Consider the following 26,524-nt stretch of genomic DNA (forward strand, 5'->3'; position numbering starts at 1 on the left):
GACGACGTCAGCCAAGTTTCCCGGTCGCGGCTCGCGCCGCTCCTGCAGAGGGCATGGCGGGTAACGCGTTGTGCTCGCCGCGCTGCGGCCTCGCTCACGCCATGAGAGAGGCCGCAGCGCTCACGCCCGGGCCGGCGCGTTCGCTCAGGCCACCTGCACCAGCGGTTCGCTGGTTGGCGCGGTGGCCGGCGTCGCCGCCTCGTGGCCGCCGCGCAACGGCGGCAGCAGGCCCCACTCCCCCAAGGTTCGCACCGCGGTCGCGTTGCCGTTCTCGGCGCGGATTTTTTCGCCCAGTGCGTGCGCGGCGTCGACGCGTTGCGGTTCCAGCGCCTGCGCGATCGCCTGCGCCATCTGCTGCGCGTCGACCGTGCGCCGATCCAGCGCCGGCGGCGCCACGCCCAGTTCGTTCATGCGCCGCGCCCAGAACGGTTGATCGCCGAAGAACGGCACGAACACCGACGGAATGCCGGCGCGCGCGGCTGCCACCGTGGTGCCGGCGCCGCCGTGATGCATCGCCATCGCCATGCGCGGGAACAGCCAGTCGTGCGGCGCGGCTTCGATCACGTAGATCTGATCGTCCATGCGCCCCGGTTCGCGACGCAGGCCGCCCCAGCCGGTCGCCAGCACCGCTCGACGGCCGCTCAGACGCACCGCGTCGACCACGATGTCGGTGAAGGCTTCGGCGTTGTTGGCCAGCATGCTGCCGAAGCCGATGTAGATCGGTTTCTCGCCTTCGGCCAGGAAGTCGGTCAGCGATTGCGGCGGCTGCCATTCGCCGGCCTGATCGAGGAACCAGCTGCCGGTGACGCAGACCTGTTCGGGCCAGTCGTCGGGACGCGGCAGGATGTGCCGGCTGTAGCCGTACAACACCCGCATGCGCTCGGGGTCTTTGTCGAAGTACGGCCCGTACCACGGATATAGCGGCAGCTTGAGCTGCGGACGGATCGCGCCGTTGACCGCCGGTTTCAGCGTGTACCAGGCCAGCAGCTTCATCACCGAGAACAGCGCCATGTTGGCCCAGCCGGGAAACTCGCGCTTGGACCAGAACGACAGCGGCGAGAGTTTGCGCGACGGCGTGAACGGTTGCAGATGCGCTTGCAGGAACGGCACGTTCTCGGCTTCGCCCAGCGCCTTGGCGAGCTGGGTGACGATGCCGCTGCCGATCAACAGCGCCGCGCCCTTGCACGCAGGGCGCGCTTCCTTGGCCCAGGTCGCCGCCCACTCGGCGAATTTGGCCCGCGTGTGCTTGACCAGGAACCAGGGATTGAGCGCCTTGTCGACGGTCTCGGGATTGTTGGTCAACAGATCGCTGAAGTCGGCGCTGATCGCGCAGAACTCCAGCCCGGCCTCGCGCACCAGCGCAGCGAAGTTGTCGCTGGTGACGATGCGCACCGGATAACCGGCGCGATGCAGCGCCTGGCCCAGGCCGATGCACGGGCGCGCGTCGCCCTGGGTGCCGACGGTGAAGATCACGATCGCGCCGGGCTGGACCGGGCCGTCGACGCTGTGATCGTTGGCGGCCGGGCCGGCGGCGGGCATGGCTAAGGTCGGTGCGGACACGTGCGTCTCCTTACGAGTAAGCGGCGATGGCGCGCGGCGCGGCGGCCGTCGGCACGGGCGATTCCAGCCGTTGCGGCTCGGCCTGCGGCGGTTGCAGGCGTTCGCGCAGCAGGCGCGCGATGTGCGCGGCGGCGCGCGGCTCGAGCATGCTCTGGTGATGGCAGTCGATGTCGTGCACATCGATGCGTCCGCCGACGAAGGGCTGCCAGGCCTTGGGGTGGTAGTGCAGCAGGCCGTCGAGGTCGACGTGTTCCTTCAGTCGCGCATTGAAGAACACCACGTCGGCGTCGATCGCGCTGGGCCGGTAGCGCCGCGCCAGCATCAGGTTATTGCGGGTCACCGCGGCGACGTTCTCGATCAACCGCGCATCGGCCTTCATGATTTCCTGCACCAAGGGAATCGAGAACACCTCGTATTCCTGACACAGCAGATCGGCCAGCCCGCGCATGTCCTGCGGTGGGTTTTCGCGCGCGCGCTGGTGGAAGCCGAGGAACTTGAGCACTGCCTGCGCCTGCTGCGCTTCGCTGGCATCGGCGTTGTCGGCGACGAAGGGGTACGAATCCATCATCGCCAGCAACTCGACCCGCTCGCCGTTGGCCTGCAACTGCGCGGCGATGGCGTGGCAGATGAGGCCGCCCAGCGACCAGCCGAGCAAACGGTACGGCCCGTACGGCTGCACCTTGCGCATCTGCGCGATGTAGTCGGCGGCGATTTCCTCGATGCTGCCGGGCAGGGCGCCGCCGCCGCGCAATCCGCGCGACTGCAAGGCGTACACCGGCATATCGTCGAGATGGCGCAGCATGCCGGCGTACGACCAGCTGAAGCCGGTGACCGGGTGGATGCAGAACAGCGGCCGGTCGCGTTCGGACGGACGCAGCGACAGCAGGCCGGCGAGCGGATCGTTCTCGCCGCCGTTGCGTTCCAGATGCGCGGCCAGCCCGGCGATGGTGGAGCCTTCGAACAAGGCGCCCAGCGACAACTCGCTGCCGAAGTGGCGCGGGAACGCCGCGACCAGTTCCGCGGCGCTGAGCGAATCGCCGCCGAGTTCGAAGAAGTTGTCGTGGATACCGACCTGGTCCAGGCCGAAGATCTGCTGCCAGATCAGCGCCAGCTTGTGCTCGGTCTCGCTGCGCGGCGCCACGTAGCGCGCGCTGCGGCTGCGTTCGGGCGGCGCCAGCGCTTTGCGGTCGAGCTTGCCGCTCGCGCTCAGCGGCAACGCGGCCAGTTCGGTGTACACGCTCGGCACCATGTAGTCGGGCAGTTTCAACGCCAGACGGCGGCGCAGCGCGTCGCTGTCGAGCCGCGCGCCGGGCGTCGGCACCACGTACGCGGCGAGCAGGGCGTGGCCGGCCGCGTCGGTGTGCAGCGCGACCGCGGCCTCGGCGACGCTATCGTCGGCGCCGAGCAGGGTTTCGATCTCGCCCAGTTCGACCCGATGACCGCGGATCTTGACCTGCTGGTCGGCGCGGCCGAGGTATTCGATCACCCCGTCGTCGCGCCAGCGTGCCAGGTCGCCGGTGCGGTACATGCGCGCGCCGTCGGCGGCGAACGGATCGGCGAGGAAGCGCTCGGCGGTCAGATCGTCGCGATTGAGATAGCCCTGGGCCACGCAGGCGCCGCCGATGTACAGCTCGCCGACGCTGCCGGTCGGCACCGGCTGCCACTGCGAATCGAGCACATAGGCGCGGGTGTTGAGCAGCGGCCGGCCGATCGGCGGCGCGGCGCCGTCGGCGACGTCGAGCGCGCTCAGTTCGATCGCGCTCGCCCACACCGTGGTTTCGGTCGGGCCGTACAGATTGGTGACGCGCGCGGCCGCGGCGATCAAACGCTGGGCCAGTTCCGGCGGCAAGGCTTCGCCGGTCGACAAGGCGTGCACGCCGTCCAGGCGCACGTCGGGATTGGCCAGCAGCATGCGCCACAGCGACGGCGTGGCCTGGACGAAGTTGAGCGCGTGCTCGGCGATCAGACGGCCGAGCGCGAGCGGATTGCGGATCACCTCGGCGGTGGTCAGCACGATCCGCGCGCCGACGCTGAGCGGCAGGAACAGCTCGAAGCAGGCGATGTCGAACGCGACCGTGGTCTGGGCCAGGAAGCGGTCGGCCGAGGTCGGCGCGAACAGGCGCTGGGTCGCGAGCAGGAAGTTGCTCAGGTTGCCCTGGCTCACGCGCACGCCCTTGGGCCGCCCAGTCGAGCCGGAGGTGTAGATCAGGTACGCGTCGGCATCGGCGTGCGCATGCGGCAGCGGCGTCGCCGCGTCGGCGTCGTAGCGTTCGTCCTGTTCGTGCGCGAACAACAGCGGCACGCCGTGCGCGCCGAACGCGTCGGCGTAATTCGCCGTGGTCAGCAGCAGGCTCGGCGCGGCATCGTCCAGGGTCATGGCGATGCGTTCGATCGGCGCTTCCGGATCCAGCGGCAGGTAGGCCGCGCCGGCCTTCCACACCGCCAGCAACGCGGCGATCAGGATCTCGTCGCGCGGTAGCGCGATCGCGACGATCGCGCCGGGCTGCACGCCCCGCGCGATCAGGCGCTGGGCCAGGCGCGTGCTGCCTTCGTCGAGTTCGCGATAGCTCAGGCTGGTGTCGCCGCTGATCACCGCGACCGCGTCGGGCGTGCGCTCGGCCTGCTGCTGGAACTGCGCCAGCGCGGTGGCTTCCGGCAACGGCGCGTCGGTGTCGTTCCAGCCCAGCAGCAGGCGTTCGCGTTCGTCCTGACCGAGAATGTCGATCGCGCCGAGGGTCGCATCGGGATTGTCCAGCACCGCGTCGATCAGGCGCATCAACCGGCGCAGGTGTTGGTCGAGTTCGGCTGCCGGGTACAGGGTCGGATTGGCGTCGAAATCGAAGCTCAGCCCGTTGCCGTCGAGGCGATCGAACACGAACACGGTCAGGTCTTCGGCGGTGCCGTTGTGCAGGTTGCGGCCGCTGGCGCGGTGGCCGCCGAAGCTGCCGTAGTCGTAAGGTTCGATGTTGATGCCGAGCCAGGCCATGTGCTGGTCGGTGTTGACCAGACCCAGGTCGCGGCGCAGGTCTTCGTAGCGGTACTGCTGATGGCGCAGCGCCGACTTGACCACGCGCGAGACCTGTCCGAACAACTCGCTCATGCCCATGTCCGGACGCATCGCCAGACGGATCGCGACCACGTTGGCGACCATGCCCGGGGTGTTGCGCAGCGCGTGATTGACGCGCCCGGTCACCGGCATGCCGAACACCAGGTCATTGGCGCCGCTGGCGCGGTGGTAATACGCCGCGATCAGCGCGATCAGCACCTGCGGCAGGCTGACCCCGCAGTCGCGCGCGATCTGCGACAGGCGCTCGCGCGCATGCTCCGGCACATGCCCGCTGACCCGGCGCAGGCCGCCGTTGTTGCGCACGCGTCGACGCGCGAGCGTCACCGCTTCGGGCAGGTCGGCGAGTTGTTCCAGCCAGTACTCGCGATCGCGGCGGCAGCGCTCGGACTGGCGATAGGCGGCCTCGGCCTCGACCAGCGAAGCCAGCGTGCCGTAGTCGTTGGGCTCGGGCTCGCGGCCGTCGAGGTAAGCGCAATACAGTTCGTTGATGCGCTTGGCGGCCATGCCGCCGCTGAAGCCGTCGTACACGGTGTGGTGCGCGCGCTGATACCAGCAGAACAGGTCGTCGGCGAATTTGAACAGCGCGCCGACCCACAGCGGATCGTGGACCAGATCGACCGGCTTGATGATTTCCGCCTGCATCCAGCGCTCGGCCGCGGCGCGCGGGTCGGCGTCCTGGCTGACGTCGAAGTAGGGGAAATCGAATTCGTAGTGCTCGCGCACGATCTGATAAGGCAGTCCGCCTTGCTCGACGATGCGCACCCGGGTGGCCTCGGCCTCCTGGGTGAATTGACGCAGCGCGCGCAGGAACAGGGCCGGTTCGATCGGACCGTGGATCTCCACCGCTTCGGCGATGTTCAACGTGGCTTCGACCGAAGCGAGTTTGTGCCCGACCCACAAGCCGCGCTGGGCGGTGGTGAGGGGCAGGCCGGGGGTATGGAGTTCGTTCATTGCGCTTCCTTTGAGCGACCGTGGGGCCGCACGCCGCCGACGGCCGGCGGACGTTGTCCGACGGCGCGTGTGTTCGACGCGCGCGAGCCTGCGGCCGCCTCGTTCCTACGAGTGGCCCCCTCTCCATGTGTCGCGATTCAAATACCGCCATGGCCTGAGCGCAGCGCGCTTGGGCATGACCCTGTCCGTATGCATCCAGCGCGCTTGCGCGCGAACGGTGGGCCTAGAGTTGTTATTGGTGTGCTGACGGTCCTGCGTGGCGCGTGCTTAAGGAGGCGATGCATCTTCAGAGCGCGGCGTGCGAAAAAAGCGGCTCGCTTCCAAAGCGGTTGATTCGCAAGTGACACATCGGCAGTGCCGTTCGCCACCTGCGGAATCAATATCCCCGAGCGCTCAGGCCGTGTCCATCGAGATCGGTGAGAGCCGGATCACAAGTCGAGTATTTACGAAGCGTGCGGTGAGAGCCGGATCACAAGACGGATATGTGAAGCTTTTTATACAGCGATCGACTGCGTCGCGAATAATCCGGACAACCCGTTGTGCGTCGCGTTTTTCCCTGAAAAACCGCGTGTTTCCTCGCGCGCTCGCAAGCGCGTTGGAGTTCACGCAATGGTTGTGATGATTTCGGATTTGTTTCCGGCGAACGCCGATCGGTTTGCGCGCGCGCGAACGGATTTGTCTCATGCGAATATCGATCGCCGTCGCAAACGCCGGTGAGCAACGGTGAAAATTTATCGTCGCGGGAAAATTGGACCGTTATCGATCGACGATTCGCAGCGCGGATGCTTAGCCACATGATGGTGTCGGGCGGACCGGACTGGACCGGCCCGGCACAGAATTGACAAATCGACTATGATGAGAACCATTCTCATTTGATGGATGTCCCGATGACGACGTTCCGGTCGTCCGCGCTCGCCGTTTCGCCGCCGCCCGCATCGCCCACGTCGCCCGCCGCCGCGATCGCGTTGATGGATGCGGCTGAGCGTTTGTTCATCGAACGCGGGGTCGAGCGCGTCGGCCTGGCCGACATCGCCGCGGCCGCCGGCCTGCCGGCGCGCGCGGCGCGCGGGCACTACGCCACCCGCGAGCAGTTGCTGCAGGCCATGCAGGATCGCTTCGTCAGCGATTACTGCGCGCACCTCGATGAAGCGATGGCGCGTTGCCCGCCGGGCGACTGGAGCGCGCGCCTGCGTACCTTCGTGCGCACCGGCGTCGACGGTTACCTGGATCACGTCGCCTTGCACGACGTGGTCTTTCACGACCAGCGCAGCCACGACCGCCAGGCCTGGCAGGAAAACCCGGTGATCGAGCGGCTGGTCGAACTGCTCGAAGGCGGGATCGCCGCGCGGGTGTGGGTCGCGCCGGACCCGCGCCTGACCGCGGTGATCTTCTTCACCGCGATGCACAGCGCGGTCGACCGGGTGATCGCCAGCGGCGAACCGGCCGACCGGCAGCGCCTCAGCCAGACCTTGATCGGCTATTTCGAACGCTCGGTGCAGTGGTGGACGCGGTTCTGAACCGCGTCGCGTAGCGCATCTTGGCGTTCGCCGGTTGCTGTTGAGGCGACGCGCGCCGCTCAGGCCGCGCGGGTCTGCGCGAGCAATTCGGCGATGCTATCGCGCAAGGACGGGTCCAGCGCTTCGAAGAAACCGGCGCCGATCAGCGAGCGTGCCTCGCGCAGCGCGTCCAGCGCCGCATCGACCTGGCCGCTGCGCAGCAAGGCCTGACCCAGCAGCAGAGTCGCCAACGGCGCCTGCTGCTGAAGGCACCAGGCCCGCGCCTCGCGCGCGGCGTGGATGCAGGCCGCGTCGTTGCCCAACTGGAAATAAGCCTCGGCCACGCCGCTGCGCAACCAGAAGCGGATTTCGTCGCCGGGCAGGCCCGCGTCGGCCAGGGCGATGGCGCGTGCCCAGTGCTGGGCGGCCTGGCGGGGTTGTTCGCTGGCGAGGTAGCCGATCGCCTGATTGGCCAGGTCCAGCACCTGCGACTCGACGTCGTCGAACAGCAACTCGGTGGCGCCGCCGTCGTGGCGGGTGTCGTCGCGGAACGCATTCATATCCATATGCATTGAGATGTCCTTGGGATTCCATCCTGGAAGCCGGTAGGGCGGTAAAGGGAGCTTGCGTAACGAAATAACGCCGCTTGCGGCAAAAAAGGGTCACTGAATATGGAAAGAATGCTCCAGCTCGTCCAGATCCTCGCCCTCGCCCCGGTTGCGGCCCGCCCACGGTCCCGGCTGATGTCGCGGCAGGCGCGCGACGAAACGCGCGCCGCCCAGGCTCGAGCCGTCGACCTGGATCTCGCCGCCGTGGCGCTCGATCACCTGGCGCACGATGCTCAGGCCCAGGCCGAAGCCGCCGGTGGCGCGGTCGCGGCTGCGGTCCAGGCGATAGAACGGTTCGAACACCCGGTGTCGGTCCTCGGCCGGAATGCCGACGCCGTCGTCCTCGACGATCAGCCGCCAGGCCGCGCCGTCGCCTTCGGCGCTGACCCGGATGGTGCTGTCGGCATAGCGCAGCGCATTGCGCATCAGATTGGAGAACGCGCGGGCCAGGCTGCGCGGCTCCACCGCGATCTGCTCAAGCCCCGGCGCGATCGCCCATTCGATCGTGGTCGCGCGAATCCGCAGTTCCTCGGCCGAGACCCCGGTAGACGCGCGCAACAGCGCGCCCACGTCGACATGCTCCAGGGTCGGCAGCGGGCCATTGCGTTCCATCATGCCCAGGGTCAGCAGCTCGCCGACCAGCAGATCGAGTTCTTCGACGTCGCAACGCAGCGCATGCACGCGGGCGCGTGCGACCCGGTCGTCGACGGTGTCGGCCAGATTGGCCAGGCCGAACTCCAGCCGCATGATCGGCGTGCGCAACTCGTGCGAGGCGGCATTGACCATGTCGCGCTGCGACTGGATCAGCCGGCCGATCTGATCGGCCATGTTGTTGAAATACATGCATAGATGGCGGATCGAGGAACCGCCGCGCAATCGCGCGCGCGCGCTCAGGTCGCCGTCGCCGAAGCGCGCGGCCGCGTCGCGCAGGCGCTCCAGGTCGCGCCAGTGCGGCTGCAGCCAGATCATCAGCCCCAGCAGCACCATCGTGAACACGGTGAAGTAGGCGATGTAGCGGATCGGGAAATCGCCTTCGTCGTAGCCGATCTGGATCACCTCGCCGCCGTGCAGGCGCAGGTAGACGTGATGGTGATCGTTGTTACCGTGGTCGCTGGCGGTGTCGGACCGGCGCAGGTCGTCGCGCACCTGCGCCGACAATGCACTCAGGCCCGACACCGGCAACAGTCGATAACGGTCGGCGGTGACGCGGTTGAGCGCGGCGACGCGGGCGCGCAGTTCCTCGCCGCTGGCGCCGGCCAGACGTTCGCGCAGCAAGGCCAGTTCGCCGACGAATTCCTGCCGCGCCGATTCGCCGTACTGGTCCGGGAACACATACGGAAACACCTGCTGCACCAACAGGAACGAGCACAGCAGCAAGCCGGCCACGGTCAGGTACAGCCGCACCAGCATCTGCAGCATTCAGTCCTCCCAGGCGATCGGGCTGAACAAGTAGCCGCGTCCCCACACCGTCTTGATCTTGCGCGGCTCGTGCGCGTCGTCGGCGAAGTGCCGGCGCAGCCGCGAGATGCTGACATCGACGGTGCGATCGACCCCGTCGAAGCCGATGCCGCGCCAGCGCCGCAGCAGTTCGTCGCGGCTGAGCACGCGGCCGGCGGCCTGGGCCAGGATCACGAACAGGTTGTAGTCGGCGGTCTTCAGGTCGACTTCCTCGCCGCGCCAATACACCTGGCGCGCGCTCATATCGATCTGCAACCCGCCGTAGCTCAACAGCGACGGCATCGCGGCCTGCGGCTGCGCCTGACTACGACGCAGGATCGCGCGCAGCCGCGCCAACAGCAGGCGCGGTTCAACCGGCTTGAGCACGTAATCGTCGGCGCCGACTTCCAGCCCGGTCACCTGATCGAACAGATCCGCGCGCGCGGTCAGCATCACGATCGGCAAGTCCGACTGCTTGCGGATCTGGCGGCAGACATCGAAGCCGTCCATGCCGGGCAACATCAGATCGAGCACGATCACGTCGGGCGGATCGGTCTCGATCGCGGTCAGCGCCTGATCGCCGCGCAGCACCACCGAGGTTCGAAAGTCGTAACGTTGCAGGTATTCGGAGATCAACCCGGCCAGGCGGGCGTCGTCCTCGATCAGCAGCACTTTGTTCATGGCCACCTCATGCGAGCCGGCGGGGCAGCCCCGGCCGCCGCGGTCGGCCGGGGCAAAACGAACAAGCGCATCCGGCGCACACGTCGCGATCGTTCGGCATGCGCCTGGCCTGACGAACGCGCGCATGCAGGCGGCGGACGATGCGTCGAGGGGACGAGCCGGGCGACTGTCCATCGTATCGGTGACGCGGCGATGGGGGCATCCAGTATCGGTCTGGCGGGGGCGTTGATAGTGGTGATGCCGCGAGCGGCTGATAGGTTGCAAGCCTGGATCGACGAGTGCGCGTGCGAATCCGCATCGCGCGTGGCGACCCGCGCATTGTATGCGGCGTGACGCTCGCATTGACGGGATGCCGGCGCTGAGGCGCGGCGCAGTGGCGATCGATGACAAACGTCATGCGAGCGTCGTGGGGGCGATCCGCGTTCCGGCGTTCGCACGGTCGACGGGCGATGGTGTCGACGCGCTCGCGGATGGAATCGTCGCCTTCATCGATCGGGCGTGCGCAGCGAGACTAGGCTGGTGTTCGTTGCGGATTATTTTGGCCCGACGACTGAATGCTGTTCGATACCCGCTCGCCAAGGGTTCCCGCCCACGCTTGCTGCGTTCGCGGCGGGCATGCTAATTAGCCGAAGCGGCGCGCGCTCGATGCATCAACCGATCCGGGGGGGCTAGGCCATGGAGGGGATCTGGCAGTGAAGAATTTTCCAGGCGCTTGGATCCGATTCTTTATGCGTAATGCCTGGTGGCCAAGGAGATGGTTTGCATGAAGCACCAGAAAGTCGATCGCCTGGTTGCCATCGGTCTGGGCGCCTACCTGCTGCAGGTCGATCTGTCCCTGCATCGGGCCGCCGGCCATCCACGTCGCGTGTTGACAAACTATCTGCGCGAGCACAGCGCGATACCGCGTGTGGTGTGCGATTTTTTCTGGAGCGGCATCCGCCTGGACGCGAACGATCGGCTCAGTTCAGTGCCGCGGCTGGTGCGGCTGAAGCTGATGAATCGGTTCCGGCGCGATCCGCTCGTCAGTGCTTCGTTGTATCCGCTGGCGAACGATGCGTTGCGCAAGATCGCTCGCTATCTCGACGACGGGCAGGCGCGCATAGGCGTGGAGGCCAATGATCTGCGCATGACCGTCGCCCAACTCGGCGAAGAACTGCGGCCTACGCTAGGGCCCACGCATACCCGCGGCTACGATTGTGTGGAACACTTCAGTCAATGCGATCACAAGCAGTTCCGGTCGATCGATGAAATTGTCGGCAGGAAGTGGCCGTTCTGAGCGTTCGCGCGGGTTCGGTCCCGACACGGCCGGTTTTTCCTGCAAGGTCATGACCCGGCGAATGATTCACAGGCAAGGAGCGATATGAATCAGCAAGCGTATCCGCACGCCAAGGATTTTGGCTGGATTGCATCCGACGATGAGGGCAATGTCGGCATATTCATTACCGCGGGTGAAGGACCGATCGCGAGTGCGGCGTTGAACGGCGAGTTCTTCCCTGTCATCGAGGTCGAACCCAGGGTTCTGGACATGGGCGTCAGAGATCGTCAAGGCGTCGAGATGCTGGTCAAGGTGCCGCGACCGGACTCTTACATCGAGTTGGCCAGCAGGGGTTTGTATGTGTACGACTGGACCGACATAAGCCGAGGTTCCGGACACCTCGATGCTTATGAATTGATGGCGGTGCCCGCCGCTCCGATTCGCTGCAACGAGCTTCCCGAGGAGCTCAGGACGGTCGCGCGGTCGGTGCGGTTGAGCGGGGTGAGGTTCGGCGTATCCAGAACCATCGCCGTGGATTGAAATCGGATGCGTCGATGGAGACGGGGCCAGGCTTCGTGTCTGCTCGTCGTCTGAATCGCCCACGGGCTCCAGCGTGCGCGCTCGAGCTCGCTCATGCCTGCGTTACAGACTTCATGAACCTGGCAACCGAGGTGATCTTGGCGGTCGTGGGCCTTTCCGATCATTCTCGGCAGTCCTGTGCCGACCGAAACTCGGGCGCCACGGCGAACATCGACAAGCAACTTGACGGTTGCATTTAGGCTGTGGCAGCATGCCGCTACCAAATGCACCCAGGAGGTTGCCTGTCATGAACGTATCATCCACCGATCGCATCGAACGCCAGATCCTGCTCAAGGCCCCGCGCGCCAAGGTCTGGCACGCGCTGACCGACGCCGAGTCCTTCGGCCAGTGGTTCGGCGTGAAGTTCGAGGGCCAACGCTTTGTGCCCGGGGAAGTCACCGAGGGGAAAATCACCTATCCGGGTTTCGAGCATCTGCTGATGCAGGTGACGGTGCGCGAGTTGCAGCCGCAGCGGCTGTTCTCGTTCAACTGGCATCCGTATGCGGTCGATCCGGCGGTCGATTACTCCACGGAGGAGCCTACCCTGGTCGAGTTCATGCTTGAGGAAGTCGAGGGCGGCACGCTGTTGCGCACGGTCGAGTCCGGTTTCGACAAGGTGCCGGTGGCGCGCCGCGAAGAAGCGTTCCGGATGAATTCCGGCGGGTGGGACGAGCAGATCGGGAACATCGAACGCTATGTCAGCTAAGCCGGCGGCGTTGAAAGCGCCCGCGCTGCGCAAGTCGGCGCGGGTGTTCGGCGCGCTCGGCGACGAAACGCGGCTGCGCTTGGTGGTGGCCTTGTGCGCGGGCGGTGCATTTTCGATCGCGCAGTTGACCGCGACCACGCAGATCACCCGGCAGGCGGTGACCAAGCATTTGCAGGTCTTGGCCGAAGCCGGGCTGGCGCGCGATCTGAAGGTCGGACGCGAGCGCTTGTGGGAGTTCGAACCGTCGCAGATCGATGAGGCGCGACGGTCGCTGGAGAGTATCGCCGGTCAGTGGGAGCAGGCGTTGTTGCGGTTGCAGGCGTTCGTCGAGGGCTGAGCGTCCGCGGCACATGCGGCGCTCGCGGGTGGAGGGAATCGACCCAGTCAGGCCGATCCAGTGGCGCGGACCGAGCCATCCAGCCCGTACCTTGCGTCTCGTTGCTTTCTAATGTCGGGCGTCCACGAGTTCGTCCTTTGCTTTGGGGCCGCCGTCGATTACCTTCAGCTTTATCGACCGCAGATACATGACCCTGGGCATGCCACGAGCAGGTGAGTGGGCACCTGCGTGGCCAATAGTCCTTTTTTGGTCCAATCGATGAACAAGAAGACCTTATTGTTGTTGATGGCCATTTATCCCTTGATCGGCCTCGCCGGCGGGGCCTTGATAGGGCTCGGTTTGTATTTCTTGTGGCCGGTTATCGATCACGGTGCCACGTCGTCCACCCGATTCACGGTCTGGTTCGCGCCGACGGTGATTTTCGCGTTTGTGGGCTTGATCGAGTCCATACAGGAACTGATCGGGTACATGAAGGCCGCGAAAGATCACGGGCAGGATTGATGCGGCGATCGCCAGTGTGGCGAGGGTCTGGACTTCGGGCACGCAAGGTGGCCGGTATCGCGCATGCGGCCGAAACTAGCCATGTTTCAGCGATCGGTCAGGTCCAATATCGCCCGCCGATGCTCGCGGCAGTACTGCTCGTACTCCGCGCGTTGGGTCGTGGCGTTGGCGCGCGCGCGAACGCTGCCGCCCGGGCCGAGGAATTCGACCGTGCCCATCACCACCACCAGCGCGATCATCGGTTCGTTGCCGACGATCTTCCACCAGTCGACGTTGCCGGACGGTTCGAACACGTAATCGCCCGGGCCGATCAGTTCGCCGGTGCACAGCTGGCGGGTGCCGCTGAGGTTGTAGGCGTGGATCTCGCCGGTATGCCGGTGCAGCGGCATGGTCACGCCGGGGTCCATGCGCAGCAGTTCGACGAAGCCGCGGTCCTCGGCGAAGAAGCGCAGCGGCTTGGCGTACTTGCCGCGCGTGGCCGAGGGAATCCACGGAAGATCGGCGCTGGTGCTGATGCGCGCCGGCAGGTATTGATGCAGGGTGTCGGGACCAAGCGTCATGGCAACAGCTCCATTGAAAGGTCGAACATCAAGAAGGGACCGAAGAACTCCGAGAGCCGACGCGGCGTTCAACGAGCGCAAACCACTCGCCTACGCCGGCATCGCTCGCGCGTACTCCGATCACGCAACGCTGCTTAAGCCGAAATCGCAGCGTAATAACGCTCGAACGAAGCATCCACCGCATCGCGCCCGCCGCCGATGATGTTGCGGCCCCAGGTGTACCCGTACACGTCCTCGAAGTCGTAGTGCGACACGCGCTCTTGCATCGCATGCACGTCGCTCGGCTTCATCGGGATGTAGTTCGGGTAGCTGTACATGAAGGTCACGTGGCGACGGTCGGACACGACCTGCAGCGCGTCGCCGGGAAACAACGCATCGCCGCGTTCGCCGCCGCGCCGCCAGTGCAGGGCGGTGCTGCCGGTGAAATGGCCGCCGCAGCGGATCAGGGTGACGTCGGGCGACAGCGCCAGTTCGTCGCCGCTCCAGTAGCGGATCAGCGGCGAGTCGCGCTGCACCCATTCGCGGTCGGCCTCGTGCAGGTAGATCGGCACGCCGCCGAGCGCCTGGCTCCATTCGACCATCGAGGCGTAGAAGTGCGGGTGCGAGATCGCGATCAGATCGACGCCGCCGCGCGCCTTCAGTTCGGCGACGGCCTCCTCGGTGACCAGGGTCAGGCATTCCCACAGGATGTTGCCGGCGTCGGTCTGCAGATAGACCGCGCGCTGGTTGATGGCGAAGTCCGGGCTCAGGCCGATGCCGAGCACGCCGGCATCGTCTTCGAAACGCAGACTGTAGCGCTGCGCCATCGCTTCACGGGTGGTCCAGCGCTGGCCGTTCCAGCCGACGTACTGGCGTTCGTCTTCGCAGATCGGGCAGTGCTCGGGCGGCGCGGAGGATTCGGCGAACTGGGTGCCGCAGGTTTCGCAGATCGGATGCATGGCGGGCCTCGTCGAGGTGGCGATGTGGGTTTGGGGTTCGAGCGGGAAAAGCGCTGCCGTGACGGCGTTGGCCGTCTTGAGTGCGATTCGTTTTTCCCGATTCCGTCATCCCCGCGAACGCGGGGATCCAGTGACTTGTCGGTGTTGCCAGATGAAGCGGAGTTGCGGTCTTGGTGGGCGATGGCGGCCAGCGGCGTTATTCATGCGACACGACGGCGCTGATGTGCGAGCCGCATCACCGCTTGCGCTGCGATGGCCGCTTACGTCTTCGCGCCTTGACCGAACAAAACCTTGCGCTCCTCGTCGGTGAAATTCGCTGCTTTCGCATAAGGGTCTTCGACACCCTGATACGCGCGCTGCGTCGCCGGTCGCGCGCGAATCCGTTCGAACCAGGCCTGCAGATTCGGTGTGTCGGCGAGCGTCTGGCCCAGGCCGGCATGCGGCACGATCCACGGATAACAGGCGACGTCGGCGATCGAATAGGTGTCGCCGGCGATGAAGTCGCGTCCCTGCAACTGCCGGTCGAGTACACCGAACAAACGCTTCACTTCGCGGGTGTAGCGCTCGATCGCATACGGCACCGCTTCGGGCGCGTGGGCGCGGAAGTGCCCGGCCTGGCCGGCCATCGGCCCGAGTCCGGCCATCTGCCAGAACAGCCATTGGGTGGCCTGCAGTTGCGCGCGCTCTTCGCGCGGCCACAGCAGGCCGGTCTTGCGCGCGAGGTAGAGCAAGATCGCGCCGGATTCGAACACCGCCAGCGGCTCGCCGCCGTCGACGGGCGCGTGGTCGACGATCGCCGGGATCTTGTTGTTCGGCGAAATCGCCATAAATTCCGTCTGGAACTGGTCGCCGGCCGACAGCTTGACCGGCACCACGCGGTGGGCCAGGCCGGTCTCTTCCAGGTACAGGCGCAGCTTCAGGCCGTTGGGCGTGGCGGCGAAATACAGGTCGATCATGGGGGCGCTCCGCGCGGCAGGGGCCGCTTTCATGGGGTCAGCTTAGGGGTAAGCTGGTGCCATGGTTGGTCCAGATTGGATAGATTCCATGGAACCAGTTTTCCAGTTTCCGCTGGCCCTGCCGGAGCGCGGCCAGGGCAGCCTGACCCAGGCGCTGCACCAGCAACTGCGCGCGGCGATCCTCGACGGCCGCCTGAGCGCGGGCTCGGCGCTGCCGGCCACGCGCCAGGTCGCCAGCGCGCTGGGGATCGCCCGCAACACCGTGGTGACCGCGTACGACCTGTTGATCGCCGAGGGCTACGCGACCCCACGCGCCGGCGCCAAGGCGGTGGTCGCCGACGTCGCCGGACGGCGCGACCGGCGCGGCCCGCAGTCGCTGGCTGCCGGCATCGAAGACCCGCGGCTCAATCCGTTGTGGCGCACGCCGTTTTTGCGCCCCGAACCGCCGCGTCACCTGCCCGAGCGCTGCTTCCGCCTCGGCATTCCCGATCATCGCCATTTCCCGCATGACGTATGGCGGCGCCTGTCGGCGCAATCGTTGCGCGCGTGGTCGAAGACCGGTTTCAGCTATCCGCCGTCGGAAGGCATCGCGCCCTTGCGGGAGGCCATCGCCCAGCACGTCGCGTTCGCGCGCGCGGTGGCGTGCGTGGCCGAGGATGTGATCGTGATCTCGGGCGCGCAGCAGGCGTTCGATCTGCTCGCGCGTGTGCTGGTGACGCCGGGTGTCACGAACGTCGCGGTCGAGGAGCCCGGTTATCCGCCGGTGCGCGCCGCGTTCGCCGCGGCCGGCGCGCGGCTGGTGTCGATGCCGGTCGACGACGAAGGCCTGTGCGTGGAGCAGTTGCCCGAGGACGTGCGGGTGATCAGCGTGACCCCGTCGCATCAGTCACCGACCGGGGTGGCCTTGTCGCTGTCGCGACGGCGCGCGCTGCTCGACTTCGCGCGAAGGCGCAACGCGATCGTGATCGAAGACGATTACGACGGCGAGTTCCGCTTCGGCGGGCGGCCGCTGGATGCCTTGCAGACGCTGGACCGCGATGCGTTGGTGTTCTACGTCGGCACCTTTTCCAAAAGCCTGTTCCCGGCGCTGCGCAAGGGTTTCATCGTCGCCCCGGCGTGGGCGCGCGATGCCTTGATCACGGTCAAGCATTGCGCCGATTCGCATTGCGACACCGTCACCCAGTCGGTGCTCGCCGCGTTCATTCGCGACGGCCATCTGGCCCGGCATGTGCGGCGCATGCGCGCGATCTACGGCGAGCGGCGCGAGGCCTTGCTGGCGGGATTGCGCGACGAACTGGACCCGTGGATGCAGCCGATTCCGTGCGAGGCCGGCCTGCATCTGGCCGCGCGCATCCGCGACCCGGCGCTCGCGCCGGCGATCATGGCGCGCGCGCTGCCGCTGTTGCCGGGCGCGCAGACGATCGACGACTACGCGATCGCGCCGTTGCCGCGGCCGGCCATCACCTTCGGTTATGGGGTGATCGATGCCGATGAGATCGGCGTGGCGTTGCGAAAGGTTCGGCGCGCGCTGAAGTCGTTGTAACCGGCGCGGTCGGCGCGCGATCGCGTCGCGATCAGTCCGTGCGCGAATGCACCGGCAGGAAGCTGCGGCAGCGCATCCGGCGCAGATCGTTGCGGCGTTCGCTGCGCACGCGCGGATTCGGATCGAGCACGTAGCCGCCGGCGTCGTCGTGAATGTAGACCACCCAATGCCAGCTGCCGTCGCGCGGGTTGGGATTGATGCCGAGGATGCCGTCGCTGTCGAGCGCGTCGGCGCGCTCGAGCATGCGCTCGCGGCCAGGGCGCGCGCCGAGCAGGCGCAGCATCCGCGCCAGTTCGCTGGCGCTGGTGTAGTAGGCCTTGCGTCTGCCGCGGGTGGCGCCGCCGCTGGCTTCGCCGGGCGCTTTCGGCACGATGCCGAGCTGCCGCGCGAGCGAACGCGCCTGCGCGTAGCCGATGTGGCCCAGCATGGCCACGCAGGCCAGGCCGCAACCGGTGCGGTCGAGCTGGGTCTTGCGGCGGATCATCGATCGGTACGCGATGGCGGCGGTTTGGACGCCATCAGTGTAGTCGTGCTTCGCCGCGGCCGACTCAGCAGGTCGCGCCGGCGATCCGCGGCCGCGCGTCGCGCAGACGCCGGCGAGTGCGGATGAAGTCGACCGCGAGCAGACTCAACGGGCGGGTGCGCGCATCGATGCCGAACGCGGCCAGCAGCAGCGCCTGCTCATCGGGGCTCAATCCGCCGCCCAGGCTTGCCTCGGCGCCGCCGTGAGACGGCATGCGGATGGCCGCGTCGTCGCGCGAGCCGTGCAATGCGCGCAACAGCCCCAGTTCGCGCTCGCCGCAGCGGGCGAGCCCGTCCTGGCTCACACCGATTTCGATGGCCCCGACGTCGGTCAGGGCGGCTTGGGGCAAGTTGGCTTGGGTCGCAGAGTTCTCGTTCATGCCGATATCCTTATCGCAAGATCGTGTCGATCCGATGAAAGCCGCCTACTGCAAGCGGCTCACCGCCGGACCGGACTCAGAGCAGCCGGCCCACCCACACGCCCGCGCCGACCACCACCAGCGCCAGCGCCGAGACCGCGCCGAGCAGGATCTTCTCCTGCTGCCGCGAGCGCTTGAGCGCGTCGCCGTACGGCATGGTGGTGTGCGCGATCATGGTGTACAGCGGCAGCCAGGTCTTGGGCAGCAGCCGGTTCAGCGCGGCGTCGACGCGCTTGCGCGCGAGGAACCAGAACGACTGCACCTTCTGCTTGAGCTCGATGAAATTGGCCTTCGACAACTCGGCCAGGGTGTCGGTGTGCGGCCGCCGCGATTGCTCGTAGGCGATGAAGGCGGCGCGGCGGTCGCGCGGATGCGCGGCGAACGCGGCCATCAGCGCCGAACAATCCTCGAACGCCGAGTTCATGCCCTGGCCGTAGAACGGATACACCGCGTGGCAGGCGTCGCCGACCAGCACGATCCACTCGTCCATGCTCCACGGCGCGGTGCGGGTGGTGATCAGCGAGCCGGTCGGATGACTGACCCAGTCGTCGACCAAGTTGGGCAGCAGCGGGATCAAGTCGGGGAAATACTTGCCGAACAGCGCGCGCACCTCGTCCGGCGTGCGCGTGGTGGCGAAGCTGTCCGGACCTTCATGCGGCAGGAACAAAGTCAGCGTGTGCGAGCCGTCGCGATTGGGATGCGAGACGAAGAAGCAATGCACGCGCGGCCACACATGCAGCGCTTCGAGTTCGATCTGCGAGCCGCCGCCGGGCAGCGCCGCAAGGCTCAGTTCCTTGTAACCCCATTCCAGGTATTCCTGGTGGTAGTCGGCGCGTTCACCGCGCTGCATTTCCTGGCGCGCGCGCGAAAACGCGCCGTCGGCGCCGACCACCCAGGCCGGCTGCGCGCGTACTTTCTCGCCGTCGTGATCGAATTCCAGCTCGCGCCGGGCCTTGTCGATCCGCTCCAGGCGATGGTTGAAATGCAGGCGCACCTGCGGATGGCGCTGGGCGTGATCGAGCAGCAGCCGGTTGAGTTCGTTGCGGTCGATCGAGTGCAGCACTTCGCCGCGGTCCTTGCCGTAGGGCTGGAAGCGGGTGCTGCCGTCGGGCGCATGGATCACGCGGCCGCCCATCACCACCGACAGCGGCATCACCTGATCGATCAGGCCGACCTCGGTCAGCGCCTGGATGCCGCGCTTGGACAGGCCCAGGTTGATCGAGCGTCCGCCCTCGCTCAGGCCGACGCGCGGGTCCGGGCGCCGTTCGTACACGTCCACGCCCACGCCCTGGCGCGCCAGCGACAAGGCCAGCAGCGAACCGGCCAGGCCGCCACCGACGATCGCCACGCGTCCGCCGGCGTTGATGTCTTGCTCAGTCATCGAAGTGAGTATCCGTACATTCGAAGGTATCGGCGGCGACTCAGGCGCGCGCCGCTTTGTCGGTCTTGGCGGCTTTGTCGGCGGTCTTGTCCGCCTTGGACCGCTTGAGCGCGCGCACTTCCAGTTCCGCATCGACCAGCGCGGTGACCGCCTGCTCGAAGTAGTTGCGCCGCACCGTCGGGCCGAGCCGGCGCAGGTAAGAACGCAGGTACTGGCCGCGCACCTGCGGCGTATCCAGCGAGCGGCGCAGGAACGGCAGGTCGGTTTCGACCATGTGCCGGATCGCGAGCATCGGCACCGGGCTGCGCAGCGGACGGAAGTCCGGATTGCGCAAGCCGGGGCTTTCGTTGCTCGCATGAAATTCGCCGAGCATCAGCCCCAGGTCGACGAAGCTCGGCTTCAACTGCTGCTGCACTTCGTCGATGAACGCCGCCGCTTCGTCGCCCAGATGCGGGAACACGATCAGCACGGTCTTGTTGATCGCCACCTGGCCGGTGCGCGGCTCGATTTCGGCGAACAGGTCGCGGTATTCGCCGATCAGTTGGGTAATCCTGTCGACGCTGACATCGCGGTCGTGGATTTCCGCCAGCCAGATCGTGTCGAGCGCGAGCGCGGTCGGCGTGAACGGACACACCGGTCCCGGCCGGCCCACGTCCGGGTGCGGACGGGCGAGGAAGGTGCGGATCCACGCCACGGTCTGCGGCAGCGGAGCGCTCGGGTCCTGTTCGCGTTCGACCACGGAGGCCTGCAGCAGTTTGCCGCGCACCGCGGCGATCGGGCTCTCGAGGAAAGCCTGTCCCTGCATCAGCAGGCGGTCGGAGTCGATGACCGAAGTCGAGTCGTTGTCTGGGGTCATTGCCATTTCATCCCTGCATCACTTGGCTTAGCTCAGACCGTGCCGCGATGTATGCGCGTGCGCGAGTCCGTCCATAACTCGCCGGCATCGGCGAGGCACTGCGTTTGAATCCTTACCCGCGCTGGCCGCCGGCGAACGCGTCGTCGAGCGGCGGTGTACAGCTTGGGTCGCGACGGTCGCGTACCGCGCGATACGGCCCTGGATCGATGGCTGGCTCTTGCATGAACGACTCCTTGTTGATGCCTGAGCGACTCAGGCCACGCATTTGATGGGGGGCTCGTCGATCTCGCCGTGCTCGACCGCGACCGGCGCGTCGGGCAACTGCTGTTCGACTTCGCGAATGGAACGCACCGACCAGGCGACCGCGGCGATCGCCACCATCGACAAGCCCAGCACGATGAACATCAGGCTCAGGCCACGGCCGGGGCCGGTGCCGATCAACAGACCGATCGAACCGGCGAGCGGACCGTCGATGGCCATCAACGGTTCGAACACGTGCTCGGCCAACGGTCCGGCCAGGCAGAACGCCAACGGCATCGCCGCCTCGGCGAGCACGCGCTGGATCGCGAAGCAGCGGCCCTGCAGATCGGCCGGCACCTTGCTCTGCCACAGCGTGGCGTTGCTGGCGTTGATGATCGGCACGCTGAGGAAGAACAGGAACCCGGCCACCACCACCAGCGCGAACGACGGCCGCAGCCCGTGCGCGGCCAGGAACAGGCCGGCCAGCATCGAAAAGCCGAGCACGCCGACCACGCGCCGGCGAGGGCCGCCCCAGGTGGTCATCGCCACGCCGCCGAGCAACAGGCCGACGCCGCCGATCGCCATCTGGATGCCGAGCAATGCCGGATCGGCCAACGACAGAATCAGCGGCGTGATCGCGATGCTGGCGATGCCGAACATGAAGTTGCTCAGGCCGAACACGATCAGCAGGCCGAACAGGCCGCGGCGATCGCGCACGTAGGCGAAGCCGGTCGCCGCTTCGTGCCACAGGCCGCGATCCTCGTCGTCGGAGCTGCGCTGCGGCCGCGGTATCCGCGCCCACACCAGCGCCAGCAGGCCGGTCACGAAGGTCAGCGCGTCGACGATCAACACGCCCTGCATCGAGATCGTGCTGACCAGGATGCCGGCCAGCAGCGGACCGCCGACCTGGGCGATCGCGAAACCGGTCTGCACCAGGCCGTTGACCCGGGTCAGCTGATCGGAGGTGGCCAGCAGCGGAATGCTCGCCGCGTAAGCCGGTTGCAGGAACGCGTTGGCCAGCGCGGTGATGCCGACGCCCGCGTAGATATGCCACATCGCCAGATGACCGCTCGCGAGCAGGCCGGCCATCACGAGCATGGTGATGGCCGAGATCGCCTCGCACACGATCATGGTGCGGCGCCGGTCCCAGCGATCGACCAGCGCACCGGCGATCGGCGAGATCAGCAGCGACGGCACAGCCATCGCCACGAACACCATCGCAAAGCGCGTGGTCGAGCCGGTGGTCTGCAACACCCACACGCCCAGCGCGAACGCGGTCAGGCGCGAACCGACGCCGGAGACCAGCTGGCCGAACCAGATCAGCAGGAAATTGCGCAGACCCGCCCACGGATTCATGCGCTCACCTCGGCGGCCGCGTGAGTGTTGGCGGGAAAGAAATCGCGCGATTGCAGGAAGCGCACGTACAGGCGCAGCAAGGCGGCGTCGGCCGGCGGACAGATCAAGCCGAGCGGTTCGACCGCGCGGGTGGTCGCGCTGCAATCGAAGCTGGGTTCGCGCGGATCGGGGTTGGACGGGAACAGGCCGGCGAATGGCGCCAGCGCGTTGTCGCGCGAGACGGCCGCGTTCGCCAGCAATTCGCGCCGCCATTCGAAGTAGTCGATTTCTTCCAGCGCCAAGCCGGCCTCGCGCAAGGTCGCGACCGCGGTCGGGATCGGCAGGCGGCGGCGATTGTAGAAATGGAAGTTGCCGTTGGCGTCGCCCGCGCCGAGCGCGATACGCACGATCGAGCGACCGACATAGTCCACCGGCGCCATGTCGAAGGCTTCGTTGGGCAGATGCGGCGCGCGGCCCATCTGCACGCAGCCCTTGAGCCAGGCGTTGAAATAATCGCCGAGATTGCTGGCGCCGGTGTGGCTGTCGCCGGTGATCCGCGCCGGCCGGTAGATCGCCACCGGCAGGCCGCGTTCGCGCGCGACCAGGGCCAGTTGTTCGCCGACCCACTTGCTCTGGTTGTAGCCGCCGTATTGCTCGTCGGCGCTCGGCGGCGGATCGGATTCGAACACGGTGCGATCGAGGTTCGACCCGGTCAGGCACACGCCGAGGGTGGAGACCAGATGCACCGGCTTGATCCGGCGCAAGGTGGCCAGCCGCAGTACTTCGCGGGTGCCGCCGACATTGGCCGCTTCCAGATGCTGATACGGGGCGAGGAAATTGACCTGGCCGCCGTTATGGAAGATCACTTCGGCGCGCTGCGCAAGCGCATCGAAGGCGGCTTCGTCCAGGCCCAGGCGCGGTTGGGCGAGGTCGCCGAGCACGATCGCCAGACGCGCTTCGTCGCCGCTGCGCCACAGGCCGTAGCCGTGCAGGTTGGCGCGGATCCGGGCCAGGCCCTCGTCGGCATCGGCGGCGCGCACCAGGCAGATGACTTCGGCGCTGGTTACGTCGAGCAACTCGCGCACCATGTACGCGCCGAGGAAACCGGTGGCGCCGGTGATGAAGGCCGAACGCGGATTGGCGCGCGCGACCGCCGGCAACGCGGCGTTGCGCGGGTGAATATCGTCGGCGAGCTGGACCTGCGCGGCCAGATCGAATTCGTCGACCGCTTCGCCCGACAGCAGTTCGTCGATGCGACGTGCCTGCGCCGACAGGGTCGGCGCGGCGAACACCGAGGCCAGCGGCAGTTCCACGCCGAGCGCGGCATGCAGCTTGAACACCAGCGGCAGGGTCATCAGCGAATCGCCGCCGATCGAGAAGAAATCGTCGTCGGCGCTGATCTCCTCGCGGCCGAGCACCTCGCGCCACACCGCGAGCACGGCGCGTTCGGTGTCGGTCTGCGCTTCGATCAGGGTGCGCTCGACCAGCAGTTCAGCGCTCGGTTCGGGCAGCGCCTTGCGATCGACCTTGCCGTTGCGGTTGAGCGGCATCGCCGGCAGACGCACATACGCCGACGGCAGCAGCGCTTCGGGCAGGCTGCGGGCGAGATGCTCGCGCCACTGGTTCGGCCCGCTGGCCTCGTCGGCGACGACGTAGGCGACCAGGCGCTTGTCGCCGGGCCGGTCTTCGCGCAGCAGCACCACCGCGGCTTCGACCTGCGCATGCGATTCCAGCGCGGTTTCGATCTCGCCCAGTTCGATGCGGAAGCCGCGCAGCTTGATCTGATGATCGCGGCGGCCTAGAAATTGCAGGCTGCCATCGCTGTTCCAGCGCGCCAGATCGCCGGTGCGGTACAGCCGGCCATCGGCCGCGAACGGATCGGGCGGAAAACTCGCCGCGCTGAGTTCGGGTTGATTGAGATAACCGCGCGCCACGCCGAGGCCGCCGATGCACAGCTCGCCGACCACGCCGCGCGGCGCCAATGCGCCGTGCGGATCGAGCACGTACAGCCGCACGCCCGGCAACGGCCGGCCGATCGGCAACTCGCGCGCGACGTATTCGCTGGCGTCGACCGTGCTGAGCATGGCCGCGCACACCGAGGTCTCGGTCGGGCCGTAGTGATTGCTCAACGCGACCCGGCCGTCGGTGATCTGGGCGAAGCGGCGCACCTGTTCGACCGCGACGCTCTCGCCGCCGATCATCATCAGGCGCAGATGCGGTAGCAGCGGTTCGCTGCGCACGATCGTCGACCAGCCTTCGCTCCAGCGCCGCCACAGCGCGGCCGGCGCGTCGATCGCGCTGATCCGGTGCTCGCGGCAGAACGCTTCGAGTTCGAACGGACCCAGCTCGGTCGGGTTGGGATGCAGCACCAGCGCCGAACCGCTAGCCAGCGCCGGGAACACGTCGCCGACCGAGGCGTCGAACACCAGCGGCGGGATCATCAACAAGCGCTGGTCTTTGAAATCGTGCCGCGCCATGAAGCCGCGGGTCAGATTGGCCGCGCCGCGGTGTTCGATCACCACGCCCTTGGGCTGGCCGGTCGAGCCCGAGGTGTAGATGACGTAGGCGGCGTGCTCGGGCGCGAACTCGACCGTCGGCGCGCTGGCCGATGCGGCGACTTCGTCGCTGATCAGCACCGGCACGCGCAGGTTCAAGGCCTCGGCGCGCGCGCGCCACTGCGGCGGCGCCAGCAGCGCCAGCGCGGCGGTGTCGTCGAGCAGGAAATGCAGGCGTTCGTCCGGATGCGCCGGGTCCAGCGGCAGATAGGCCGCGCCCGCGGCGAGCACGCCGAGCACCGCGACCAGCGCTTCGATCGAGCGATCGGTCAGCACGCCGACCCGCGATTCGGCGCCGACACCGAGCGCCTGCAACGCCAGGCCGAGGCCGTTGGCGCGTTGCAGCAGCTCGCGATAAGTGAGTTCGCGGCCGGGTTCGATCAAGGCGACCGCATCGGGCGTGCGCGCTGCTTGCTGCGCGAACATCGTGTACAGATGCTCGTTCGTGTCGTCGAGTTCGGCGTCGCCGCCGTGGCCGAGGTGCAGCAATTCATTCCGATCGGCCTCGTTCAGCAGCGCGAGCTGCGACAGCGGCCGGTCGGGATGCGCGACCGCATCGCCGAGCAGATGTTCGAACTGGCGCAGCAGACGCTCGGCGGTGCCGGCGTCGAACAGGTCGATGTCGTAGTCGAGCACGCCGTTGATGCCGTCGGATCCGGCGGCCAGCGACAAGGTCAGTTCGAAGCGCGCGGCCTGGGTCTGCGGATTGATCCAGTCCAGTTCCAGGCCCGGCAGGGTCAGCGGCGCGCCGACCGCGTTCTGCAGTACGAACATGGTCTGGAACAGTGGCGTGCGGCCGGGCACGCGTTCGATCCGCAGTTGATCGACCACGCGTTCGAGCGGCGCCTGCACGTGTTCGAACGCATCCAGGCAATGCGAGCGCGTGCGCGCCAGCAACTGGCGGAACGAGGGATCGCCGCTGAGATCGCCGCGCAGCGCCACGGTGTTGACGAACAGGCCGATCAACGGCGTCGATTCGGCCAGGCCGCGATTGGCGACCGGCGAACCGACCACGATGTCGTCCTGGCCGCTGTGACGCGCGAGCAAGGTCTGGAACGCCGCCAGCAAGGCCATGAACAAGGTCGCGCCTTCGCGTCGCGCGAGTTCGGCCACGCCGTCGGCCAAGGCCTTGGGCAGCCGCAGCGATTGCCGGCGTCCGCGGCCGAGCGCGGTCGCCGAACGCGGCTGATCGGTCGGCAGATCGAGCAGGCCGGCGTGACCGGCCAGCGCATCGCGCCAGAACGCCATGTGCGCGGCGACTTTTTGTTCCTGCGCCGGTTCGCGCTGCCACAGCACGCAGTCGCCGAACTGCACCGGCAGTTCCGGCAATGCCGCGTCGAGCGCATCGGGCGAGGCGCCGTCGAGGCCGGCCGCGTACAGGCGGCCGAGTTCGTCGTAGATCACCCCGATCGACCAGGCGTCGGAAATGATGTGATGCAGCACGACCATCAGCACGTGATCGTGCGCATCGACCCGCAGCAGACTCGCGCGCATCAGCGGCGGCTTGCCCAGATCGAACGGACGCTCAGTCTCGGCGTCGACCAGACGCTGGATTTCCTGCTCGCGCAGGTCCGGCGCCAATGCGCTCAGGTCGATGGTCGGAATATCGAAGGCCACCTCGTCGAACACGGTCTGGCGCGGCTCGCCGGCGACTTCGCTGAAGCCGGTGCGCAAGGTGTAGTGACGGCGAACGATCCGCGCGAATGCGTTGCGCAAGGCGGCGAGGTCAAGCGCGCCGCGCAGGCGCAGGTGATCACAGACGTGATACGCGCCGGTGCCCGGCTGGAACCGCTCGAAGAACCACATCCGCTGCTGCGCCGGCGACAACGGCAACGGCACGCCGGCGACGCTGCGACGCGTCACCGCGTCGGGCTTCGGCGCGGCCGCGGCGTTGCGCGCGGCGAGCTGACGCAACAGCAGCTCGCGCTGTTGCGGGCTCAGTCGCGCCAGCCGCTCGGCCGCCGCGTCGGAAACGACGGTGTCGGCGCCGGTGCCGGCGGCGATGTCGGCGGGATTGGAAGAAGACTGGTTCATGCGGTGC

21 protein-coding genes are annotated in these 26,524 nt (G+C 67.3%); 7 read left to right on the forward strand and 14 right to left on the reverse strand.

Annotated features, from left to right (window positions below; all coding sequences use genetic code 11):
* Positions 1 to 144: 144 nt before the first annotated feature.
* Both AC3A4T_RS19480 and AC3A4T_RS19485 read right to left on the reverse strand, forming a co-directional pair.
* Positions 145 to 1,560, reverse strand: coding sequence for a glycosyltransferase (locus AC3A4T_RS19480; RefSeq protein ID WP_487676894.1), 1,416 nt, complete (start codon positions 1,558 to 1,560; stop codon positions 145 to 147).
* 10 nt (positions 1,561 to 1,570) lie between these two features.
* Positions 1,571 to 5,578 carry an amino acid adenylation domain-containing protein gene (locus tag AC3A4T_RS19485; RefSeq protein WP_487676895.1) on the reverse strand — a complete coding sequence of 1,336 codons (4,008 nt, stop codon included), beginning with the start codon at positions 5,576 to 5,578 and terminating at the stop codon, positions 1,571 to 1,573.
* Positions 5,579 to 6,465: 887 nt separating this feature from the next.
* Between AC3A4T_RS19485 and AC3A4T_RS19490 the strand changes: the two genes are divergently transcribed.
* Positions 6,466 to 7,095, forward strand: a complete 630-nt coding sequence (locus AC3A4T_RS19490; protein WP_487676896.1) for a TetR/AcrR family transcriptional regulator — start codon at positions 6,466 to 6,468, stop codon at positions 7,093 to 7,095.
* A 59-nt stretch (positions 7,096 to 7,154) separates the two neighbouring features.
* Here the strand turns inward: AC3A4T_RS19490 and AC3A4T_RS19495 are convergent, their stop codons facing one another.
* The 3 genes from AC3A4T_RS19495 to AC3A4T_RS19505 all read right to left on the reverse strand — a co-directional run bounded on the left by AC3A4T_RS19495 (position 7,155) and on the right by AC3A4T_RS19505 (position 9,800).
* The gene (locus AC3A4T_RS19495; RefSeq protein ID WP_487676897.1) at positions 7,155 to 7,646 is read right to left on the reverse strand and encodes a hypothetical protein; all 492 of its coding nucleotides are present in this window, start codon (positions 7,644 to 7,646) and stop codon (positions 7,155 to 7,157) included.
* 90 nt (positions 7,647 to 7,736) lie between these two features.
* On the reverse strand, positions 7,737 to 9,101 hold the full coding sequence (locus AC3A4T_RS19500; RefSeq protein WP_487676898.1) for an ATP-binding protein: 1,365 nt from the start codon (positions 9,099 to 9,101) through the stop codon (positions 7,737 to 7,739).
* Complete coding sequence (locus AC3A4T_RS19505) at positions 9,102 to 9,800, reverse strand: response regulator (RefSeq protein WP_487676899.1); 699 nt, start codon at positions 9,798 to 9,800, stop codon at positions 9,102 to 9,104.
* Between the two features lie 763 nt (positions 9,801 to 10,563).
* Between AC3A4T_RS19505 and AC3A4T_RS19510 the strand changes: the two genes are divergently transcribed.
* The 5 genes from AC3A4T_RS19510 to AC3A4T_RS19530 all read left to right on the forward strand — a co-directional run bounded on the left by AC3A4T_RS19510 (position 10,564) and on the right by AC3A4T_RS19530 (position 13,178).
* Positions 10,564 to 11,076 carry a hypothetical protein gene (locus tag AC3A4T_RS19510; RefSeq protein ID WP_487676900.1) on the forward strand — a complete coding sequence of 171 codons (513 nt, stop codon included), beginning with the start codon at positions 10,564 to 10,566 and terminating at the stop codon, positions 11,074 to 11,076.
* An 84-nt stretch (positions 11,077 to 11,160) separates the two neighbouring features.
* Positions 11,161 to 11,595, forward strand: coding sequence for a hypothetical protein (locus AC3A4T_RS19515; RefSeq protein ID WP_487676901.1), 435 nt, complete (start codon positions 11,161 to 11,163; stop codon positions 11,593 to 11,595).
* 286 nt (positions 11,596 to 11,881) lie between these two features.
* Positions 11,882 to 12,340, forward strand: a complete 459-nt coding sequence (locus AC3A4T_RS19520) for an SRPBCC family protein (protein ID WP_487676902.1) — start codon at positions 11,882 to 11,884, stop codon at positions 12,338 to 12,340.
* Complete coding sequence (locus tag AC3A4T_RS19525; protein ID WP_487676903.1) at positions 12,330 to 12,677, forward strand: ArsR/SmtB family transcription factor; 348 nt, start codon at positions 12,330 to 12,332, stop codon at positions 12,675 to 12,677. Before AC3A4T_RS19520 ends, AC3A4T_RS19525 begins: the two co-directional genes overlap by 11 nt.
* A 258-nt stretch (positions 12,678 to 12,935) precedes the next feature.
* Positions 12,936 to 13,178: a hypothetical protein gene (locus AC3A4T_RS19530; RefSeq protein ID WP_487676904.1), complete on the forward strand. Its 243-nt coding sequence runs from the start codon at positions 12,936 to 12,938 to the stop codon at positions 13,176 to 13,178.
* An 86-nt stretch (positions 13,179 to 13,264) separates the two neighbouring features.
* Here the strand turns inward: AC3A4T_RS19530 and AC3A4T_RS19535 are convergent, their stop codons facing one another.
* From AC3A4T_RS19535 to AC3A4T_RS19545, 3 genes are all read right to left on the reverse strand, one after another.
* A complete protein-coding gene (locus AC3A4T_RS19535; RefSeq protein ID WP_056106923.1) occupies positions 13,265 to 13,738 on the reverse strand; it encodes a cupin domain-containing protein in 474 nt (157 codons plus the stop codon).
* Between the two features lie 134 nt (positions 13,739 to 13,872).
* Positions 13,873 to 14,676: an MBL fold metallo-hydrolase gene (locus tag AC3A4T_RS19540; RefSeq protein WP_487676905.1), complete on the reverse strand. Its 804-nt coding sequence runs from the start codon at positions 14,674 to 14,676 to the stop codon at positions 13,873 to 13,875.
* Positions 14,677 to 14,936: 260 nt separating this feature from the next.
* Positions 14,937 to 15,632: a glutathione binding-like protein gene (locus AC3A4T_RS19545; RefSeq protein WP_487676906.1), complete on the reverse strand. Its 696-nt coding sequence runs from the start codon at positions 15,630 to 15,632 to the stop codon at positions 14,937 to 14,939.
* Positions 15,633 to 15,720: 88 nt separating this feature from the next.
* Here AC3A4T_RS19545 and pdxR point away from each other — a divergent pair, with 88 nt between their 5' ends.
* Positions 15,721 to 17,175 carry a MocR-like pyridoxine biosynthesis transcription factor PdxR gene (pdxR, locus tag AC3A4T_RS19550; protein WP_487676907.1) on the forward strand — a complete coding sequence of 485 codons (1,455 nt, stop codon included), beginning with the start codon at positions 15,721 to 15,723 and terminating at the stop codon, positions 17,173 to 17,175.
* Positions 17,176 to 17,206: 31 nt separating this feature from the next.
* On the opposite strand, the gene AC3A4T_RS19555 is transcribed toward pdxR, so the two are convergent.
* From AC3A4T_RS19555 to AC3A4T_RS19580, 6 genes are all read right to left on the reverse strand, one after another.
* Positions 17,207 to 17,659: a hypothetical protein gene (locus tag AC3A4T_RS19555; RefSeq protein WP_487676908.1), complete on the reverse strand. Its 453-nt coding sequence runs from the start codon at positions 17,657 to 17,659 to the stop codon at positions 17,207 to 17,209.
* Between the two features lie 64 nt (positions 17,660 to 17,723).
* A complete protein-coding gene (locus AC3A4T_RS19560; protein WP_487676909.1) occupies positions 17,724 to 18,077 on the reverse strand; it encodes a hypothetical protein in 354 nt (117 codons plus the stop codon).
* A 76-nt stretch (positions 18,078 to 18,153) separates the two neighbouring features.
* Positions 18,154 to 19,497, reverse strand: a complete 1,344-nt coding sequence (locus AC3A4T_RS19565; RefSeq protein WP_487676910.1) for an FAD-dependent oxidoreductase — start codon at positions 19,495 to 19,497, stop codon at positions 18,154 to 18,156.
* A 40-nt stretch (positions 19,498 to 19,537) separates the two neighbouring features.
* Positions 19,538 to 20,353: a DUF6875 domain-containing protein gene (locus AC3A4T_RS19570; RefSeq protein WP_487676911.1), complete on the reverse strand. Its 816-nt coding sequence runs from the start codon at positions 20,351 to 20,353 to the stop codon at positions 19,538 to 19,540.
* 252 nt (positions 20,354 to 20,605) lie between these two features.
* Complete coding sequence (locus AC3A4T_RS19575; protein ID WP_487676912.1) at positions 20,606 to 21,949, reverse strand: MFS transporter; 1,344 nt, start codon at positions 21,947 to 21,949, stop codon at positions 20,606 to 20,608.
* Complete coding sequence (locus AC3A4T_RS19580) at positions 21,946 to 26,517, reverse strand: non-ribosomal peptide synthetase family protein (RefSeq protein ID WP_487676913.1); 4,572 nt, start codon at positions 26,515 to 26,517, stop codon at positions 21,946 to 21,948. The genes AC3A4T_RS19575 and AC3A4T_RS19580 overlap by 4 nt, the downstream gene beginning before the upstream one ends.
* Between the last annotated feature and the right edge of the window lie 7 nt (positions 26,518 to 26,524).

Source organism: Lysobacter sp. Soil_N_51 (assembly GCF_057655755.1).